This window comes from Cellulomonas gilvus ATCC 13127 (genome assembly GCF_000218545.1).
Lineage (GTDB): Bacteria > Actinomycetota > Actinomycetes > Actinomycetales > Cellulomonadaceae > Cellulomonas > Cellulomonas gilvus.
This window is the reverse complement of record NC_015671.1, coordinates 545,260-563,258: the sequence shown is the minus strand read 5'-3', so window position 1 is coordinate 563,258 and position 17,999 is coordinate 545,260. Positions and strand designations below refer to the sequence as shown.

The window sequence follows — 17,999 nt, the reverse complement described above, 5'->3', positions numbered from 1 at the left end:
CACGTCCGTCACTCACCCAAGGAGAACGACCATGACGACGACCACGCAGCCTGAGACGACCGAGCGCTCCGTCATCGCCCGCAGCAAGTACTACCGGGTCAAGGACGCCGCCGTCGTCCTCGGTGTGCCCGTCCGGACGCTGTACCACCTGGCCGAGACCGAGCAGATCCCGTGCCGCCGGATCGGGACCGTCATCCTGATCCCCGCCACGTGGGTCGATCGGGAGCCCGCGCAGCCGCGCCGACGCTGATGTCCGTCACTCGCCGGGCGCTGCCCTCGGGAAAGGTGACCTGGCGCGCGAGAATCTTCTTCGAGCACCGGGTCATCGCCGAGAAGTCGTTCCCGCGCAAGACGGACGCCAAGCGCTGGGAGGCCGACCAGCTCGTCAAGCTTCAGAGCGGCACCTGGATCGACCCGACCCGCGGCCGGATGTCCTTCGAGGTGCTCGCCGAGGAGTGGCAGGGCTCGCGTCAGCACCTCGCAGTCCGCAGCCAGGAGACGACGCAGTTCCCGCTCGACAGCTACATCAACCCCGGGCTGGGACGCTTGCCGATCTCCGCCATCTCCGCGACCGACGTCGAGCGGGTGCTCACGTCGATGACCGTCCGCGGCCTGGCAACGGCGACCCGGCGACGCGTGCTCTCCGTCATCCGGCTGGTACTCGACTACGCCGTCCGCGACCGACGGATCTCGGCAAACGTCGCCCGCTCGATCCCGCTCCCCAAGGGCACGACGAAGCGCGAGCCCCACTGGCTGCGCGCGGAGCAGCTCGGGAAGCTGGCGGACGCCATGCCGCCGAACTGCCGGCCGGTCGTGCTCTTCCTCGGTCTGGCCGGCTGCCGGTTCTCGGAGATGTGCGCGCTCCGGGTCGACGACGTCGTCCAGACACCGCACGGCCTCGGCGTCCGCATCCACCGCGCCGCCCCGCAGTCGAAGCGCACCAGCGGCGCCGTCTTCGGGCCGACGAAGACGCACCAGACCCGCACCGTGCCGGTCCCGCCAACGCTCGAGACCTACGTCCGAGAGCGCATCGACACGGCGCCGGCCGGCTCGTACCTGTTCCCCAGCCCGACGGGCGCGATCTGGACCAACACGAACTTCCGGGTCCGCTCCCGCTGGACCGAGACGACTCAGTCCGTCGGCCTGGCAGGCACCACGATCCACGACCTGCGCCACACTGCCGCCTCGCTGCTCATCGCCGCCGGTGCTGACGTGAAGGCCGTCCAGATGATCCTGGGCCACGCCACCGCGACGATGACGATGGACCTCTACGGCCACCTGTTCTCCGAGGCGCCGTGGGTCGCGATGGAACGCATGCCGCTCTTCCCCGACCCGCCATCCGCGCCCGGACCCACCCCGAGCGCGCGATCGATCTGAGTCCCACGTCAGCCGCCCTGCACAGGTCGGTCAGACCACGATCGCCCTGACGTGCGCGGCGAACCTCGGAACGCCGGCTCGCGCGAGCGCCGCGAGTACATCGCCCACGGTGAGTGGTGGTCGGGTCTTGACCGCCGCCTGCCGGCGAACGACCGCGAGCATCGCGTCACTGTCGAGGTCAGCCAAGTCGAGCAGGAAGTCGTCGGCCGAGACGGCGTGCAGCCCGAGCCCGGTCATCGCGGGCTCGGGGAAGTCCGACAGATTCGAGGTCACGACGGCCTCCGCACCACCGCGCAACGCCGTCGCGACGACGTGCCGGTCATCCGGATCATCGCCGAGAACGATGCCGTCGACGAGGGGCTCCCACCCGGTGACCAATGCATCCTCGAACGCCGCGTTCATCGCGTGCAGCCGTGCGTCGACACGCGCCGGCGCGAGCTCGGGGCGAACCCTCAGCACGGCCGACCGCACCTCAGCGAGGATCCGCCCGGACCACAACGGCCGAAACAGACCTGCCTCGGCCGCACCCAGGAGCGTGTCGGCGAGCGCGACCGGTACGAGCACGTTGGCGTCGAGGACGGCGCCGAACGTCACGCGCCCGCTCCGTCCTTCCGAGCGGCCTTCAGCGCATCGGCATAGTCGGCGGCAGAGTCGTCGTACAGGCCGTCCTCGACCGCCTGTCGCGTCATCTCGTCGAGAACGCTGCGCCGCTCTACCCGCCGCCGGTCGCGGTAGGCCAGAACGTCATCCAGACGCACGCGGCGATGGCGGGTCGTCTTCTCGAACGGGATCTCGTGGTTCTCCAGGAGCTTGACGAGCGTCGGCCGGGAGATCCCGAGCAGCTCCGCCGCCTGGCTCGTCGTCAGTCGAGTCGCAACCGGAGCGACCATGATCGCCTGACCCCGCTGCATGGCCTCGAGCACCTGAACGAGAACGTCGTGCACCTCGACGGGAAGCACGACCTCGGACCCGTCGGGGCCGCGCAGGGTGGCCGACGGCTGCTGGAGCATGCGTGTCAGCTCGCCGACGAGCTCGAGGTCATCAGCAGGCAGCGTGATCGGGTGCGGCGTCGTGACACTCATCCCGACATCGTCCGCTCGAAACGAAAGAAACGCAACAGCTTCCGTCATCGATGGCGACTCAGGGGCGGCGCGCGTCGATCGGATCGAGCGGTAGTGCCTCTTCGCCGAACTCTTCCCGCATGATCGATACGAACGTCTGAATCGCCACGGCCGCGCGGGAGCGACTCTCGTCGAACACCCTGACTTGCTCGTCCGTCGGCCTCCACCCGACGAAGCCCCTGAGCATGCGCTGCGGCTTGGTCATGACAGTCGCGGACTGCGCATGCTCTGCCCCGCTCTCGACGCGACCTCCTTGGCCGCGGCCGAGGCGCGCGGCGTGCCGCACGAGAGGACCTCCGCCTGGGCGTCGAGAAGTGGCGTCAGTTGTGCGGCCAACTTCCACCCGATCTCGAACGGGTCGACCGGACGCCGCATGCGCAGCGCGATGGCCAGCGAGTTGTCGAGGCCTGACTGGGCTCTCGCGACGCTCCTGACGACTTCGCCGAGCGTCAGCGTCCCGTGCGCCGACTGAATGAGGGCGATGTACGCGGTGCGCCGGCGGTGTGCCGCAGCGCTGCGAGACGCCGCGCGTTGTCGCTGGGCCTCCAGCGCCAAGGCGCCAAGCGTCGTCAACAGCGACGCGCCGAATGCGGCAACGACCGGGACCCACAATGACATGCCTGCCTCCGTCGGAGCCCGGGAACGTGTCGCACACCGTACCGGCCGCGCGACGCGGAGTTGCGGATCCAGCGCGACAGCGAAGTGCGAGTTGTCGCGTCGGCGCAGCGTCCGGACTCGACTCGGGAGCATGCTGCTGACCACGTGCTGACCACGGGGCCTCCGCGGCTGATGCAGCGAAGTCGTCCGATGCAGTCTCTACGCCCATGACCTGCGGTAACACACTGTGCGCCTGGGCAGATTCGAACTGCCGACACCCGCTTTAGGAGAGCGGTGCTCTATCCCCTGAGCTACAGGCGCAAGGACCTGGCGGCCGGGGGCCGGAGGTCCTCCAGGATGCTACAGGAGCGCGCCTTGGCCCCCGTGCGGTCGTGACCGGGTGCGGAGTCTCAGAGCGCCGTGCCTTGCTGGACGGGCGTGCCGTCCACGTTCTCGACCACCCGTTCGCCGATGGGGTCGTCCAGCGCCACCGTCGCCTCCGCGTACACGGCGATGGCCTGCTGGTCCCCGTCGGCACGCCGGACGTCGACGGCCACGACGACCGTGCTCGCGGACTCGGACACGACCCGGGCACGCTCGATGCGGTCGCCCGGGCCGATCCCGACGACCAGCGTGAGGCTGGTCGCGTCGTCGGTGCCGGCGTGCCAGCGCACGACCTTCTGCTCGGTGACGCGGTCCCCGGCGCAGCCCGCGACAGCCACCCCCGCGACGAGGACCGCCGCAAGGGTCCGTCCGATCGCCCGACGGGCGGGTGTGCGCGGCCGGGCGGCGCCGGGCGGGAGATCCGCGGTGCGGGGCGGCGTGCGCGTCATCGGTGCCTCCGGGGGCCGGGTGCCGTCGTCGGTCTCTCCTGACGGACCGTAGCGCGTGGTGGACGTCCGGGAGGGCGGTTCACGAGTACGCGGTGCTTCACGCCTGCGACCAGGACAGGCGTCGTCGTCGGGCCCGGGAAGACGCCGGCCGCCGCGAGCGCCGTCCGTGCGCGGGCAGAGCCCCCAGATGCGGGACCGGGCAGCGCCTGCCTAGCGTGGCGGGGACCAGCCACACGACGGCAGGAGGCGAGTCCACCATGGCGGAGCAGGTGCGTCCGGAGCAGCAGCAGGAGCCCCCGGGCCTGACGGGGCCGATGGTCCCGCAGCCCGATCACGGCGAGGACTCCTACCGAGGCTCGGGCCGGCTCGAGAGGAAGCGCGCGTTCATCACGGGCGGGGACTCGGGGATCGGGCGGGCGGTGGCGATCGCGTTCGCGCGGGAGGGTGCGGACGTGGCGATCGGCTACCTCCCGGAGGAGCAGGTGGACGCCGACGAGACGGCGCGGTGGGTCCGGGAGGCGGGGCGCACGTGCGTGCTGGTGCCGGCGGACCTGACGCACGAGGAGCAGGCGCGGGCCGCGGTGCGCACGGCGGTCGATGGCCTGGGCGGGCTGGACGTGCTGGTGAACAACGCGGGGTACCAGATGGCGCGCCGGGAGACGTTCGAGGACGTCGAGACGGACGAGATGGACCGCGTGATGCGCACCAACCTGTACGCACTGGTGTGGGTGACGCAGGAGGCGCTCCAGCACCTGGGTGAGGGTTCGGCGATCGTCAACTGCTCGTCGATCCAGGCGTACCAGCCGTCGCAGTCGCTGGTGGACTACGCGTCCACCAAGGCGGCGATCAACAACATGACGGTGAACCTGGCGGCCGAGCTCGGGGAGCGCGGGATCCGGGTGAACGCCGTGGCGCCGGGGCCCATCTGGACGCCGCTGCAGCCCGCGACGCAGCTGCCGGAGAAGGTCGCGTCGTTCGGGCAGGACACGCCGCTGGGGCGCGCGGGCGAGCCTGCGGAGGTGGCGCACGCGTTCGTGTTCCTGGCCTCGGCCGTCACGGGCTCGTACGTGTCCGGGACGGTGCTGGGCGTGACGGGCGGCAAGCCGGTCTTCTAGGCCGCGGCGGGGGCGGGTCGGCGCGTGTCGGCCCGCCCGCGCGTCAGCCCGGGGCGCGCAGCTTGCTGACCGGCACGCCCAGGATGGTGCGCTCGGGCACGGCCAGCGTGTCGAGCCCCTCGGGCACGGGCGGGATCGCGTCCGGCACGGGACCGATCCACACGCGCCACGGCGCGTCCGTGGCGGCGGGATCGGGCATCGGGAGCACCGCACCGGGCACGAGCGCGACCGCGCGGCGGTCCAGCGCGTCGAGGCGGCCGCGCAGCTCGTCCACCCGGTCCGCGGGCACGAAGCCGACGAACGCCTGCCGCCACACCAGCGCCAGCCGCCCCTCGCGGCCGCGCACCACCTCGAGCTCGGCGGGGACCAACCGGCCGGCACGCGCGTCGTGCCCCAGCGCCTGCACGATGCCGCGCTGCAGCGCGGGCGCCTCGGCCGCGTGGCAGCCCTCGTCGAACGGGACGTGCACGCGCGGGCGGCGGCGGAACAGGCTCACGGACCCAGCGTGCCACGCGGACGCGGCCCACGGCCCTCGTCGTGCGGCGCCCACGGCGTGCCCCTGCCGCGCGCGCGGGTGCGTGCGAGGATCGGCCGCATGACGAACGAGACGACCGCCACCACCGACGCGGCCCTCGCGAACGCGGGCGGCACGCGCCTGTGGGTCGAGCGCACCGGGAAGCGTCGCTACGTCGGCAGGAGCTCGCGCGGTGCGCGCGTGGAGATCGGGGACATCGCCTACGACGAGGCGTTCACGCCCGGCGAGCTCCTGAAGATCGCCCTGGCGGGCTGCAGCGGGCTGTCCGCGGACGCCGCGCTCGCGCGCCGCCTGGGCGACGACGTGCCGGTCACCATCGAGGTCGGCGGTCTGGCCGACGACGACGAGGACCGCTACCCCGCGCTCGCCGAGCGCCTGGTGGTGGACCTGTCCGCGCTCGAGCCGGACGCCCGCGAGCGCCTGCTGACCGTCATGCACCGCGCGATCGACCAGCACTGCACGGTGGGCCGCACGCTCCAGGCGGGCGCGCAGGTCGAGCTGTCGGTCGTCGGGGAGCGCTGAGCGCCGTGCCCCGCATCGTCGAGGACGCCCTGGCCCGCGCGGTGCAGCTGCCGTCCGCCGTGGTGCACGCGCACGTCGCGAGCCTGCGGCGGCGCAACCCGGACGCGACCCCCGAGCAGCTGGTCCGCCTGCTGGAGAAGGAGTACCTGCGCGTGGTCGCGGGCGCTGGCGGAGCCGTCGGCGCCGCCGCCGCGGCCCCCGCGGTCGGGACCGGCGTGGCGCTGGTGCTGACCGCGAGCGACGTCGCGACATTCTTCAGCGCGTCGGCCGCGTACGTGCTCGCGGTCGCGTCGGTGCACGGCATCGAGGTCGAGGACACCGAGCGCCGCCGCGCGCTGCTCCTGACCGCGCTCCTCGGGGAGTCGGGCGCGAAGGCGCTCGACGACCTCACGGGCTTCGGGGGCGCCAACGCGGCACGCCTGCTGCTGACCCGCCTGCCCATGGCCACGGTCAAGAAGGTCAACACCACGCTCACGCGCCGGATGGTGCGCACGCAGCTGGCGAAGCAGACCGGCCTGTTCTTCGGCCGGCTGCTGCCGTACGGCGTCGGCATGGTCGTCGGCGCGACGGGTGGCCGCGCGCTGGGCCGTCAGGTGGTCACGGGTGCACGCAAGGCGTTCGGCCCCGCTCCCCTGGCGTTCGCGCCGGTGCTCGAGCTCAAAGCCGCGGACCGGCGCGTGATCGAACCGGCCCCCAGCCCGCAGCCCGGGCCCACCCCGCGCTGACGCCCGCGTCGACGAATGGCGGCGCCGCCAGCCGGCCACGCGTCTGCACGACCGTCCCGACCTGGCCGCGAGCGTTGCGCCGCACGAGTGACATCCCAGCTCATGCGGCGTTGCCTGCGCCATGCTGCCCTCGTGATCTGGCCTGCCGCGCGACGCAGCGCATCCGTCAGCTCCCCGGCGCACAAATGGGCGGTGGTCGACGTGGAGACCTCCGGGCTCTCTGCGCGCTCCCACCGCGTGCTGAGCGTGGCCGCCGCCGCGCTCGATGAACGCGGCAACGTCGAGGACTCGTTCGAGAGCCTCCTGGACCCCGGATGTGACCCCGGGCCGGTCCACATCCACGGGCTCACCCGCGAGCGGCTCGCCGGGTCACCGCAGTTCGCGGAGGTCTCCTCACGCCTCAACCGCATCCTCTCCGGCCGTGTTCTCGTGGCCCACAATGCCGCCTTCGACCACGGGTTCCTGCAGGCGGAGTCCATCCGCGCAGGTCTCGACGATCCGGTGACACACCGGCTGTGCACGGTGGCGTTGAGCCGGCGGATCGGGGTGCCCGTCCCCAACCACCGGCTGGACACCCTGGCGTCCTACTGGCGCATTCCTCGTGGCCAGGCGCACGTGGCGGCTGACGACGTCCGGGTACTCGTCGACGTGTTCCGACGGAGCCGCGAGCTGGCCGACCGGCTGGCCATGCCTCTGCCGGTCGTCGCGACCGCCGACCTCGGCGTCATCCGGCCGGACCCGCCTGCCTGGTCGAAGCGCCGGTGCGACTGGTCATGGCCGGGACGCCTGGCGCCCGGGGCCCCGCTCGTCCAGGGGATGAAGGTCGTCATCACCGGTGACACCCGCCGGCCTCGCGAGACCCTCTGCCAGATGGCGGAGGATGCCGGGCTGGAGATCATGTCATCGGTCTCGAAGTTCACCAGCGTGGTCGTCTGCAACCGAGCCGCTGGATTCGAGAGCTCGAAGCTCGTCCGCGCCGCAGACCTCGGCACGCACGTGATCGACGAGGCGACGCTGCTGCGGCTGCTCCCCCAGGTCCTGCCCGGGGCGCCGCGCACGGCGTCGACGGCCACGCCACGCACCGCACCGCCGCGACCCACCGCCGCCCCGGCCGCGTCCCAGCCTCAGCTCCCCCCGGCAGCCCCGTCGTCGGCGACGGCGCCCGCCGCGCGGGAGCGGCGTCCAGCACCGGGTCGGTACGCGCAACGCCGCGTGCTCGTGCTCGGTGGCCCCCACGACCACGCAGCCGACATCCGCGCCCTCGTCGTGGCGGGTGGAGGTGCGGCCGCTGTCAACCTCAGCCTGAACGTCACCGACCTCGTCGCGCTGCTCGGCGCCGAGCAAGACCGCCGCGTCGAGAAGGCCCGGGCAGCCGGGGTCCGGGTGCATCTGGGCGGGGGCGTGCCTGCCGCGGAGCTCCTCGCTCGCCTGCTCGCCCAGGAGGACGCTGCTGCAGCACCCGTCGCTTCCGGCGACGAGGCGCTCGAGCTGCCTCGTGGCGGCGTCGTCGACCTCCCCGCCGCGAGCGAATGGACCGTACGCGCGAGCTGGCGGGTGGACGAGGCCCCAGGCGCCGATGTCGACGTCGTCGCTCTTCTCCTCGACCAGGACGGCCGCGTGTCCACCGACGAGGACTTCGTCTTCTACAACCAACCGTCCAGCGACCGCGATGCCGTGAGGCTCGTCGTCGACGGTCCGCACGAGCAGAGCGTCGCGATCGACCTCGACCAGCTGCCGGACCACTGCGACCGGATCGTCGTCGCGGCCGCGGTCGGCGGCGGTCCGACCTTCGGCGACGTCGGCGCCATCGAGCTGAACGTCGACCATCCGGACGGGAGCTTCGTGACGGCCACGCTCGACGCCGCGACGTCCGAGCGCACCCTGGTGCTGACCGAGCTGTACCTGCGGGCGGGCACGTGGCGCGTCCGCGTCGTCGGCCAGGGCTACGACCACGGGCTGGCCGAGCTCGCCGCATCGCACGGCGTCGCGGTGGACGACCGCTGACCGCCGTCCCACCCGGGGGCATCCGGGCACGCGGCCCAGATGCCCCCGACTGGGCTCACCAGCGGTCGTGCACGTGGGCGCGGATGCGCTCGTCGTAGATCGACGCGAGCGCGTCCTGCGTCGCGGCGGGCAGCGGCGCGAGGGCCGCGGCGTCCGCGTTGCCGCGCGCCTGGTCCGGTGTGCGGGCACCGGGGATGACCACGGAGACGCCGGGCTGGTCGATGATCCAGCGCAGCGCGAGCTGTGCGGTCGTGGCCCCCTCGGGCGTCAGGGCGGCCACCTCGCGTGCGGCGGCGACGCCCACGTCGAACGGCACGCCGGAGAACGTCTCGCCGACGTCGAACGCCTCGCCCTGCCGGTTGTAGGTCCGGTGGTCGTCGGCGGCGAACGTCGTGTGCTCGTCGTACTTGCCGGACAGCAGGCCCGACGCGAGCGGCACACGCGCGATGATCCCGACGCCCGCCGCGGCGGCAGCCGGGAGCACCTGCTCGAGCGGCTTGCGGCGGAACGCGTTGAGGATGATCTGCACCGAGGCGACGTTCGGCCGGGCGATGGCCGCGAGCGCCTCGTCGACCGTCTCCACGGACACGCCGTAGGCGGCGATGCGGCCCTCGTCGACGAGCGTGTCGAGCGCGTCGTACGTCGCGTCGCGGCCGAACACCTCGGTGGGCGGGCAGTGCAGCTGGACCAGGTCGATGGTCTCGACGCCCAGGTTCTCGCGCGAGCGGTCGTTCCACGCGCGGAACGCGTCCAGCGTGTACGCGTCGGCGACGTGCGGGTCGGCGCGGCGGCCCATCTTCGTCGCGACGGTCAGGCCCGAGGCCGCACCGCCGCGTGCGGCGACGAACGTCCCGACGAGCCGCTCGGAGCGCCCGTCGCCGTACACGTCGGCGGTGTCGAGGAACGTGACCCCGGAGTCGACCGCGGCGGCGAGGATCTCCACCGCGGTGTCCTCGGTGACGTCACCCCAGTCCGCACCCAGCTGCCAGCACCCCAGTCCGACCACACCGACGGACCGTCCCGTCCGTCCCAGCACGCGCGTCTCCATGTCCTGAGGCTAACGTCGGGAACGGCCCGTCCGCTCCCGACCCTGCGAGGTGCCCCGTGCGTCCAGCCCACGCCACGCTGCCGCTGCCGCCCGACGAGGCGTGGGACCTCCTGGTGGACGCGCGTCACCACGCGCGCTGGATCCCGCTCACCACGGTCACGACGAGCGGCGACCCCGCCGTGGGCGTGCAGGTGGAGGCCGTCACGGCGGGGGTGTTCACGGACCGCATGGAGATCCTGCGCGCGGACCCGCCGCAGGGGGCCGCGCCGGGCGTCGCGGTGTTCGCCAAGCGCGGGCCCGTGCTGCTGGGGCACGCGCAGATCGCGGTCCGTGCGGCCGCCGACGGGGGCTCGCACGTGCGTTGGGTCGAGGACGTGCACCTCGCCGGGCCCCTGCCGCGCGCGCTGACGCGCGCGGTGCTGCACGTGCCGCTCGCGGTGATGATGCGGCTCGCCCTGCGCGCCGCGCGCGCCGAGGTGACGGGCGTGCACGGCCGACACCGGGGGTGACGCGCGTCACGCGCACAACGGATCGCCGCTGTACGCCACCATCGCGCAACGGATCGCGCGGTGGTGCGCAAGAGCCGTTGATCGGTTGCGCGGGTGCGTGCTCCTAGGCTCGGAGGAACGCCGATCCGAGGGAGTCCCATGACCGCCACGAGCCCCGACGCGAACCGCGCCCCTGGCCGGACCGCCCGCCACTACCTGATGTGCGAGCCGGTCCACTACACGGTGTCCTACGAGATCAACCCGTGGATGGACAAGACCCGGTTCACCGACGCCGAGCTCGCGGTGCGGCAGTGGCGCACGCTGCGTGACACCTACCTGGACCTGGGTCACCGGGTCGAGACGATCGACCCCATCCCCGGGCTGCCGGACATGGTCTACGCGGCGAACGGCGCGACCGTCGTCGACGGCACGGTCTACTCCGCGAGCTTCCGGCACCCCGAGCGGCAGCCCGAGGGGCCCGCGTACCAGAAGTGGTTCGCGGACCGCGGCTACGTCACGCACACCGCCGCGCAGATCAACGAGGGTGAGGGCGACCTGCTCGTCGTCGGGTCCGTGATCCTGGCTGGAACGGGCTTCCGCACCGACCGCGCCGCGCACGCCGAGGCCCAGGAGCTGTTCGGCCGGCCCGTGGTGAGCCTCGAGCTCGTCTCGCCGCACTACTACCACCTGGACACCGCGCTCGCCGTGCTGTCCTCCGATGCGGCGAACCCGCAGGTCGCGTACTTCCCGCCGGCGTTCAGCGAGGCGAGCCGCGCGGTCCTCGAGGAGATGTTCCCGGACGCCGTGCTGGCCACCGAGCGCGACGCCGTGGCGCTCGGGCTCAACGCGGTCTCGGACGGCGAGAACGTCGTCGTCGCGCCGGGTGCGGTGGACCTCACCGCCGCGCTGCGCGAGCGCGGCTACACGCCGATCCCCGTGGACACGAGCGAGCTGCTCAAGGGCGGCGGCGGCGCCAAGTGCTGCACGCTCGAGATCCGGGCCTGACGTGACCGCGCTGGCCCCCCGCCCCGCCACGGCCTCGCGCCTGGCGCCCAACTACGCCCCGCTGCCCATCACGCTCGCGATGGGTGAGGGCGCGTGGGTCACGGATGACGAGGGCCGCCGGTACCTCGACCTGCTCGCGGGCTACTCGGCGCTCAACTTCGGGCACCGGCACCCCGCGCTCGTCGCGGCGGCGCACGCGCAGCTGGACCGGCTCACGCTCACCAGCCGCGCGTTCGACCACGACCTGCTCGAGCCGTTCGCGGCCGCGCTGGCGGGTCTGGTCGGTCCGCTCGTGGCGGGCGACGAGGCGCTGGTGCTGCCGATGAACACGGGCGCCGAGGCCGTGGAGACCGCGATCAAGGCCGTGCGCAAGTGGGGCTACCAGATCAAGGGCGTGCCCGCGGACCGCGCCACGATCGTCGTCGCGGACGGCAACTTCCACGGCCGCACGACGACGATCGTGTCCTTCTCCGACGACGCCGACGCACGCGAGGGCTTCGGACCGTTCACCCCGGGCTTCCGGTCGGTGCCGTTCGGCGACGCGGACGCGCTGCGCGCCGCGATCGACCCGACGACGGTCGCGGTGCTGCTCGAGCCCATCCAGGGCGAGCACGGCGTGATCGTGCCGCCCGAGGGCTACCTGGCCGCGGTGCGCGCCGCGTGCGACGAGGCGGGTGTGCTGCTGGTCGCGGACGAGATCCAGTCCGGGCTGGGCCGCACGGGCCATGTCCTCGCGTGCGAGGCGTGGGGCGTGCGCCCGGACCTGGTGACGCTCGGCAAGGCCCTGGGCGGGGGCATCCTGCCCGTCTCGGCCGTCGTCGGGCGTGCCGACGTGCTCGGCGTGCTGACCGCCGGGACGCACGGCTCCACGTTCGGCGGCAACGCGCTCGCGTGCGCGGTCGGCATCGCTGTGGTCGGGCTGCTGAGCACCGGGGACGTGCAGGCCGCCGCGCGCGAGCGCGGTACGGAGCTGGGCGCCGCGCTGGACGCGATGGTGGCCGAGGGACTCCTGACGGGCTACCGGCGCGCGGGGCTGTGGGCGGGCCTCGACGTGCCGCACGGGACCGGCCGCGCCGCGTGCGAGGCCATGCTGCGCGAGGGTGCGCTGGCCAAGGACACGCACGGCCGCACGCTGCGCCTGGCGCCGCCGCTGACGATCACGCCGGAGGACCTCGCCGAGGCCCTGGCCCGCACCACGCGGGCGCTGCGCACGCTCGCCTGAGCGCTCAGCGGAACAGGACAGCGGAGAACAGCCAGCCCGACTGCGTCGCGGCGCCCACGTACATGGTGCCGACGTCCGTGCGGCGCATCTGCGCGTCGTGGCTGCCCGAGTGCGACCACGCCTGCACCAGGTAGGACGCGGTGGGGCTGCCCGAGCACCCGACGATGTTGTCCCCGCCCGAGTGCCAGATGCCGCCCGCGGTGCCCATCGCGAGCGCATGCCCGACGAGCGTGCTGGACCGCACCACCGCGAGCTGCGGCAGCCCGCGCGAGGCGCGGTAGGCGTTGATCGCGGCGCCCACGGCCGACGCGCTGGACTCCTGCGCGCCCGACCCGCCCGTCCCGCGGCACACCAGCCCGCCCGCGGGGATCCGGGGCGCCGTCGAGGGCGGGTCCACGGTGCGCGTGCTCGGTGCGCGCAGCTCCGCGGCCCGGCGTTCGGCCTCCGCGCGCGCCTCGGCCCGGCGGCGCTCCTCCGCCGCGCGCCACCGCTTCTCCGCGGCCGTGACCTCCTCGACGGGCGCCGTCAGCGCGGCCGGGGCCGCGCGCAGCGCGGTGAGCGTCGCGTCGTCCGCGGCGGTCAGCGCGCGTGCGCCCGCGATCGCCTCCCGCAGCGTGGTGAGCCGCGCGTCGCCGGCATGCGGGGCGGCCTCGGCCGCCGCCGCCGCACGCCGCACGGCGTCCCGGAGCGCCACGACCAGCGCGTCCCGCTCCCGGGTCCACGTGCCGGCCGCCGTGCGCGCGGTGGTGTCCACGGGCACGTCCTGCGCGGTGAGGACGACGTCCACCCGGGCACGGGCCTCCTGCGCGGCCACGCGTGCGCGTTCGGCGCGCTCGGCCCGGTCCTGCGCGATCCAGCCCCCGGCCGTGGCGAGCGCGACCGTCGCCACCGCGGCCACCGCGGTCACGCGCACCCGTCGTGACGCGCGGGGCGGTGCCACGGGCTCCCCTGGCGCCCTGCGCTGGGTCGGGAGCAGCCCGGCGGGCGCCTCGGGTGCGGGGCGCGGCGTGGGCAACGAGGTCTGCTGCGTGGCGCGCATCGCGTCGCCTCCATCCGATTCGCGCGGAAAGTCCCCCCGTGTCATCGGCACGTTGCCACCGTCGCTGGAGTCCCGCCACACGACACGTCCGGTCCCGCTGGCGCCCGACGCCCGTGCAGGCGTGCCGGGCGAGGATCATGGGCGCCATGACCGACCCCCTCGACGCCGCGATCCTGCGCGTGCTCGCGGTCGACGCGCGCGCCACGTTCGCGCAGATCGGCCAGCAGGTCTCGCTGTCCGCGCCGGCGGTCAAGCGCCGCGTGGACCGCATGCGCGCCGACGGTGTGATCCGCGGGTACACCGTGCGCCTGGACCCCGCCGCGCTGGGGTGGCAGACCGAGGCGTTCGTGGAGCTCTACTGCCAGGGGTCGACGAGCCCCGCGACCATGCGCGCCGCGGTCGAGCAGTACCCGGAGGTCGTGGCCGCCAGCACGGTCACGGGCGACGTCGACCTCATGGTGCAGGTGCGCGCACGGGACATGCGGCACCTCGAGCAGGTGGTCGAGCGCCTCGCGGCCGAGCCGTTCGTCTCCCGCACCCGCTCCACCGTGGTGCTCTCGGCGCTGGTGCGCCGGCCCGACGTCATGCCCTGACCGGCGCGGGCCGGCCGCGGGGGCGCCAGGTCAGGCCGCGTCCTCGCACCGCTGCGTGACCACCATGACCGGGCAGTCGGCGTGGTGCAGCACCGCCTGGCTGGTCGAGCCCAGCAGCAGCCCCGCGAACCCGCCGCGCCCGCGCGAGCCCATCACCAGCAGGTCCGTCGCGGCGGAGAACTCGGTGAGCAGCTCGGCGCCCGTGCCGTCCAGCGCGAACCGTCGGACCTCGAGCTCCCTGCCCTCGAGCACGCGGTCCACGACGACGTTGAGCCCCTCGGTGACGTCGCTCAGCACCTGCTCGTGGTCGACGGCCGCGGGCAGCCACGCCAGCACACCCGTCATCGAGCCGACCGGCACGCCCGAGACCGCGGTGAGCGACGCGCCCCACGCGATGGCCTCGTCGACCGCGAAGCGCAACGCACGTTCGGCCTGCGGCGAGCCGTCCACGCCCACGACGATCCGCTCGACCGGCCGCACGTGCGGCAGTTCGGCGTCGTCGGGCAGGCGGTGCCCCTGCGCGTCCCGCAGCGGCACCACGACCGTCGGGCAGTGCGCGTGCGCGGGCAGCGCCGAGGAGACCGTGCCGAGCAGCCGGTCGGCGAACCCGCCGCGCCCCCGCGTCCCGACGACCGCGAGGCGCGCCTCGCGCGACAGCTCGACGAGCACGCCCGCGGCGTCACCCGTGTGCACCTTGGCCGTGACCGGCACTCCGCACCCCGCCACGCGCGCGGACGCCTCCGCGAGAACCGCCGCGGCGCCCTCCTGGATCGCGGTGTCGTCGAGAGCGGCGTACCCGCCGTCGAGCGAGGCCGCCGCGAACGACGGCAGCGCGTAGGCGCACACGAGATGCAGCGCCCAGCCTCGTCGCACCGCCTCGGCCGCCGCCCAGTCGAGGGCGAACAGGCTCGCCGCTGAGCCGTCGACCCCCACGAGGACCACGTCGTCGCGCGTCAACCCGCTCGCCTCCCTCGGCCGGCCGGACCGGTGCCCGGGCCTGGAGCCAGTATCGGGCACGGAACGATCCACGTCCCAGCCCCGGCGCGCGCGTCAGGCCACCGAGACGCCGTCCGCCCACCCCAGCAGGTACGGCTCCCAGTCGGGCCGGTGCACCAGGATGCCCGCGAGCGGCGCACGCGGGACGCGCGGCGTGAACCCCAGCTCCCAGCCCAGCTCGGACAGCAGGTGGTCGGCCTTGCGGTGGTTGCACCGCGCGCACGCCGCGACCACGTTCTCCCACGCGTGCGGCCCGCGCCGGCTGCGCGGCACCACGTGGTCGATCGTGTCCGCACGGCCGCTGCAGTACGCGCAGCGCTCGCCGTCGCGCGCGAGGACCGCGCGCCGGGTGATCGCCGCGCGCGTGCGGTGCGGCACGCGCACGTAGCGCTGCAGGCGGACCACGGACGGCGCGACGAGCGTCAGCCGCTCGGAGTGCAGCAGCGCCTCGCTGCCCTGCTCCACGACGGCCTTGTCCAGCAGCAGGAGCAGCACGGCCCGGCGCACGGGCACGACGCACAGCGGCTCGTACGACGCGTTGAGCACGAGCGTGCCGCTCACGTCGCGGCCCCGGCGTCCCGGGCGCGCGTGGGCGCACCCCCCGGACGGACCTGACCGGTCCGGTGCTGCGCGCTGACCTGTGCGGTTCTGGACACGATGCCCTCCCGAGGGCCCGCCGCCCGATCGACCGGACCCGGCTGGCCCGTCGACGGAAGCGTCGGTGCGCGATCAGGGTAACCGCACGCCGCAATCGGAAAGACGACGAGGCCCCGGTGACGACTCGTGTCGTCCCGGGGCCTCGTCGAGGAGCGGGTGCGTCAGCCGACGCGGATGAAGACCGGCGAGCTCTGCCAGATGGAGCGGAACTGGATGGTCTTGCCGGGGCGCGGCGCGTCGATCTGCATGTTGCCGCCGGCGTAGATCCCGATGTGGCCGGGGCTCCAGATCAGGTCCCCGGGCAGCGCGTCCGCACGGGACACGATGGTGCCGGCGTAGTGCTGCGCGCTGGACGTGCGCGGCAGGCTGATGCCGAGCTGCGCGTAGACGTAGGACGTGAAGCCCGAGCAGTCGAAGCCGCTCGGCGACGAGCCGCCCGAGACGTAGGGGACGCCCACGTAGCGCGCGGCGATCTCGAGCACCTTGTTGCCGCTGACCGACTGCGGGATCGGCGAGTTGACCGTCTCACGCGGCGCGTTGCGCGTGGTCTGGTCCGGCGTCGTCGTCCGGGTCGTGACCACCACGGGATCGGGCTTCGGCGCGGGGAGCTTGATCTTGAGCGCGGGGTCGTCGATGGTCCACTTCGCGTCAGCCGGCGCGCTGACGACCGGAGCGGTCTCCAGCAGCGCGCGGGCGCCCGCGGTCAGGGCCTCGGTGTCCACCGCGGCGAGTGCGCCTGCGGACGCGCCGTCCGACGGGGCTGCGAACGCGGGGGCCGCTCCGAGCATCGACGAGACGACCAGTCCCGAGGATGCGGCGACCACCGCGGTACGACGGCCGGCGGTGCCGAGCTGCTCCGAAGCAGCCGAGGCGAAGTCCGTCAGCGGCGTCGCGGGCCGACGTGCGGCCCTGTGCCGTGCATGCGTCATGCGCGTGCCTCTCCTTGTCGCCTACGAGGTCAGCTGTCGGGTTCGGGTGGGAGAACACCCGGCCTCGCCGTGGATCGCTCCACGACGGGGCTTCACCCCAAGGGCGCCTGAGCGCCCAGATTTGGGTCCCCCGCCCCTGCCGGCGGTTCGAGCGGACCTCTTGCGGCGGCAGGGCTAGGCGTCCCGCTCGAGGGCTTCGTGGAGGAGGGGTTCCGGCGAAGCAGGTCGACCGTACATGAGCCCGTCCGCGATTGTCACGTTCCGATCACGAGAAATCTGGAAGAAACTGGACAGCCGACCTGCACCACGCACGGCGCGCGGACGACACGCCAGGTCACGGGCGTGGGAGCGTGTCGCAGGGACCACCGAGGCGACCACGCCTCGGCAGTGTGTCTCAGATCACGGACGTCAGACGGTCCCGACGAAGATGTGCCGCGCGACCTCGTCGGGCAGGTCCAGCACCACGGCGCCGTCCGGGACGCCCACCGTGGTGGTCCCGGGCGCACGCTCGACGGTGATCTCCACGCCGGGCAGGATCCCGGCGTCCGCGAGCCGCGTGAGCAGCTCGACGTCCACCTGCAGCGGCTCGGCGATGCGCGCGACCCGCACGCGTCCGGCGGCCACGTCCGCCCCGACGAGCGGTGTCACGCCGTCCAGGAACTCGATGCGGGTCTGCTCCTCGCCGATCTCCGAGAGCCCGGGGATCGGGTTGCCGTACGGGTCGAAGTGCGGGTGGTCGAGCAGGGCCGCGAGGCGCTTCTCGACGCGCTCGCTCATGACGTGCTCCCAGCGGCACGCCTCCTCGTGCACGTAGGGCCACTCGAGCCCGACGATGTCGGTGAGGAGCCGCTCGGCCAGGCGGTGCTTGCGCATCACGCGCACGGCCTTCGCGCGGCCCAGCTCGGTGAGCTCGAGGTGCCGGTCACCGGTGACCACGACGAGCCCGTCACGCTCCATCCGGGCGACGGTCTGCGAGACGGTCGGCCCCGAGTGCCCGAGGCGCTCGGCGATCCGGGCCCGCAGCGGGGTGATGCCTTCCTCGGTGAGCTCGTAGACCGTCTTGAGGTACATCTCCGTCGTGTCGATCAGGTCGCTCACCGCGCCGCCTCCCCATTCGCCCGCGGCCGGTGCTGGCGGCCGCCCTCACAGGGTAGTTGCTCGTGCGCGCGAGCCGCGGGCTCTATCCTCGCGAC

Annotated in this window: 22 protein-coding genes, 1 tRNA gene and 1 riboswitch; of the genes, 10 read left to right on the top strand and 13 right to left on the bottom strand. The window is 73.8% G+C overall.

Features of this window, described 5'->3' with window-relative positions; all coding sequences use genetic code 11:
* The first annotated feature begins 31 nt into the window (after positions 1–31).
* Together CELGI_RS02650 and CELGI_RS02645 are read left to right on the top strand one after the other, a co-directional pair.
* A complete protein-coding gene (locus tag CELGI_RS02650; protein ID WP_013882569.1) occupies positions 32–250 on the top strand; it encodes a helix-turn-helix domain-containing protein in 219 nt (72 codons plus the stop codon).
* Between the two features lie 35 nt (positions 251–285).
* A complete protein-coding gene (locus CELGI_RS02645) occupies positions 286–1,377 on the top strand; it encodes a tyrosine-type recombinase/integrase (RefSeq protein WP_245528153.1) in 1,092 nt (363 codons plus the stop codon).
* A gap of 30 nt (positions 1,378–1,407) precedes the next feature.
* On the opposite strand, the gene CELGI_RS02640 is transcribed toward CELGI_RS02645, so the two are convergent.
* The 6 genes from CELGI_RS02640 to CELGI_RS02615 form a co-directional block, all read right to left on the bottom strand.
* On the bottom strand, positions 1,408–1,971 hold the full coding sequence (locus CELGI_RS02640) for a PIN domain-containing protein (protein WP_013882567.1): 564 nt from the start codon (positions 1,969–1,971) through the stop codon (positions 1,408–1,410).
* Positions 1,968–2,459 carry a helix-turn-helix domain-containing protein gene (locus CELGI_RS02635; protein ID WP_013882566.1) on the bottom strand — a complete coding sequence of 164 codons (492 nt, stop codon included), beginning with the start codon at positions 2,457–2,459 and terminating at the stop codon, positions 1,968–1,970. The genes CELGI_RS02640 and CELGI_RS02635 overlap by 4 nt, the downstream gene beginning before the upstream one ends.
* Before the next feature lie 58 nt (positions 2,460–2,517).
* Positions 2,518–2,703, bottom strand: coding sequence for a hypothetical protein (locus CELGI_RS02630; protein ID WP_013882565.1), 186 nt, complete (start codon positions 2,701–2,703; stop codon positions 2,518–2,520).
* Complete coding sequence (locus tag CELGI_RS02625) at positions 2,700–3,116, bottom strand: hypothetical protein (protein ID WP_013882564.1); 417 nt, start codon at positions 3,114–3,116, stop codon at positions 2,700–2,702. The genes CELGI_RS02630 and CELGI_RS02625 overlap by 4 nt, the downstream gene beginning before the upstream one ends.
* A 227-nt stretch (positions 3,117–3,343) precedes the next feature.
* Positions 3,344–3,416, bottom strand: a tRNA-Arg gene (locus CELGI_RS02620).
* An 89-nt stretch (positions 3,417–3,505) separates the two neighbouring features.
* Positions 3,506–3,928 (bottom strand): hypothetical protein, encoded by a 423-nt coding sequence (locus CELGI_RS02615; protein ID WP_013882563.1) that lies wholly within the window; start codon positions 3,926–3,928, stop codon positions 3,506–3,508.
* Positions 3,929–4,185: 257 nt separating this feature from the next.
* Here CELGI_RS02615 and CELGI_RS02610 point away from each other — a divergent pair, with 257 nt between their 5' ends.
* Complete coding sequence (locus CELGI_RS02610) at positions 4,186–5,043, top strand: SDR family oxidoreductase (RefSeq protein ID WP_013882562.1); 858 nt, start codon at positions 4,186–4,188, stop codon at positions 5,041–5,043.
* Positions 5,044–5,086: 43 nt separating this feature from the next.
* Here the strand turns inward: CELGI_RS02610 and CELGI_RS02605 are convergent, their stop codons facing one another.
* On the bottom strand, positions 5,087–5,539 hold the full coding sequence (locus CELGI_RS02605; RefSeq protein ID WP_013882561.1) for a hypothetical protein: 453 nt from the start codon (positions 5,537–5,539) through the stop codon (positions 5,087–5,089).
* A 99-nt stretch (positions 5,540–5,638) separates the two neighbouring features.
* Here CELGI_RS02605 and CELGI_RS02600 point away from each other — a divergent pair, with 99 nt between their 5' ends.
* The 3 genes from CELGI_RS02600 to CELGI_RS02590 all read left to right on the top strand — a co-directional run bounded on the left by CELGI_RS02600 (position 5,639) and on the right by CELGI_RS02590 (position 8,829).
* On the top strand, positions 5,639–6,100 hold the full coding sequence (locus CELGI_RS02600) for an OsmC family protein (protein WP_013882560.1): 462 nt from the start codon (positions 5,639–5,641) through the stop codon (positions 6,098–6,100).
* A 5-nt stretch (positions 6,101–6,105) separates the two neighbouring features.
* Positions 6,106–6,825, top strand: coding sequence for a hypothetical protein (locus CELGI_RS02595; RefSeq protein WP_013882559.1), 720 nt, complete (start codon positions 6,106–6,108; stop codon positions 6,823–6,825).
* A gap of 132 nt (positions 6,826–6,957) precedes the next feature.
* Entirely contained in the window at positions 6,958–8,829 is a 1,872-nt protein-coding gene (locus CELGI_RS02590; protein ID WP_041574071.1) for a TerD family protein, read from the top strand.
* A 55-nt stretch (positions 8,830–8,884) separates the two neighbouring features.
* Here the strand turns inward: CELGI_RS02590 and CELGI_RS02585 are convergent, their stop codons facing one another.
* Positions 8,885–9,877 (bottom strand): aldo/keto reductase, encoded by a 993-nt coding sequence (locus CELGI_RS02585; protein WP_041574070.1) that lies wholly within the window; start codon positions 9,875–9,877, stop codon positions 8,885–8,887.
* Positions 9,878–9,933: 56 nt separating this feature from the next.
* On the opposite strand from CELGI_RS02585, the gene CELGI_RS02580 reads away from it, so the two are divergent.
* The 3 genes from CELGI_RS02580 (at position 9,934) to rocD (ending at position 12,592) form a co-directional block, all read left to right on the top strand.
* Positions 9,934–10,386 carry an SRPBCC family protein gene (locus CELGI_RS02580; protein WP_013882556.1) on the top strand — a complete coding sequence of 151 codons (453 nt, stop codon included), beginning with the start codon at positions 9,934–9,936 and terminating at the stop codon, positions 10,384–10,386.
* A 138-nt stretch (positions 10,387–10,524) separates the two neighbouring features.
* On the top strand, positions 10,525–11,370 hold the full coding sequence (gene ddaH / locus CELGI_RS17455; protein ID WP_013882555.1) for a dimethylargininase: 846 nt from the start codon (positions 10,525–10,527) through the stop codon (positions 11,368–11,370).
* A gap of 1 nt (position 11,371) precedes the next feature.
* Positions 11,372–12,592, top strand: a complete 1,221-nt coding sequence (gene rocD, locus CELGI_RS02570; RefSeq protein ID WP_013882554.1) for an ornithine--oxo-acid transaminase — start codon at positions 11,372–11,374, stop codon at positions 12,590–12,592.
* 4 nt (positions 12,593–12,596) lie between these two features.
* Here rocD and CELGI_RS17250 read toward each other — a convergent pair whose 3' ends face one another.
* Positions 12,597–13,631 carry a CAP domain-containing protein gene (locus CELGI_RS17250; protein WP_013882553.1) on the bottom strand — a complete coding sequence of 345 codons (1,035 nt, stop codon included), beginning with the start codon at positions 13,629–13,631 and terminating at the stop codon, positions 12,597–12,599.
* Positions 13,632–13,777: 146 nt separating this feature from the next.
* On the opposite strand from CELGI_RS17250, the gene CELGI_RS02560 reads away from it, so the two are divergent.
* Positions 13,778–14,224, top strand: a complete 447-nt coding sequence (locus CELGI_RS02560; RefSeq protein ID WP_013882552.1) for an Lrp/AsnC family transcriptional regulator — start codon at positions 13,778–13,780, stop codon at positions 14,222–14,224.
* A 30-nt stretch (positions 14,225–14,254) separates the two neighbouring features.
* Here the strand turns inward: CELGI_RS02560 and CELGI_RS02555 are convergent, their stop codons facing one another.
* The 4 genes from CELGI_RS02555 to CELGI_RS02540 form a co-directional block, all read right to left on the bottom strand.
* Positions 14,255–15,181, bottom strand: a complete 927-nt coding sequence (locus CELGI_RS02555; RefSeq protein WP_013882551.1) for a universal stress protein — start codon at positions 15,179–15,181, stop codon at positions 14,255–14,257.
* Between the two features lie 93 nt (positions 15,182–15,274).
* A complete protein-coding gene (locus tag CELGI_RS02550) occupies positions 15,275–15,781 on the bottom strand; it encodes an HNH endonuclease (protein ID WP_013882550.1) in 507 nt (168 codons plus the stop codon).
* A gap of 257 nt (positions 15,782–16,038) precedes the next feature.
* Entirely contained in the window at positions 16,039–16,806 is a 768-nt protein-coding gene (locus CELGI_RS02545; protein WP_013882549.1) for a C40 family peptidase, read from the bottom strand.
* Positions 16,807–16,809: 3 nt separating this feature from the next.
* A riboswitch (cyclic di-AMP (ydaO/yuaA leader) is annotated at positions 16,810–16,970 on the bottom strand.
* A 244-nt stretch (positions 16,971–17,214) separates the two neighbouring features.
* On the bottom strand, positions 17,215–17,904 hold the full coding sequence (locus CELGI_RS02540; protein ID WP_013882548.1) for a metal-dependent transcriptional regulator: 690 nt from the start codon (positions 17,902–17,904) through the stop codon (positions 17,215–17,217).
* Positions 17,905–17,999 lie beyond the last annotated feature (95 nt).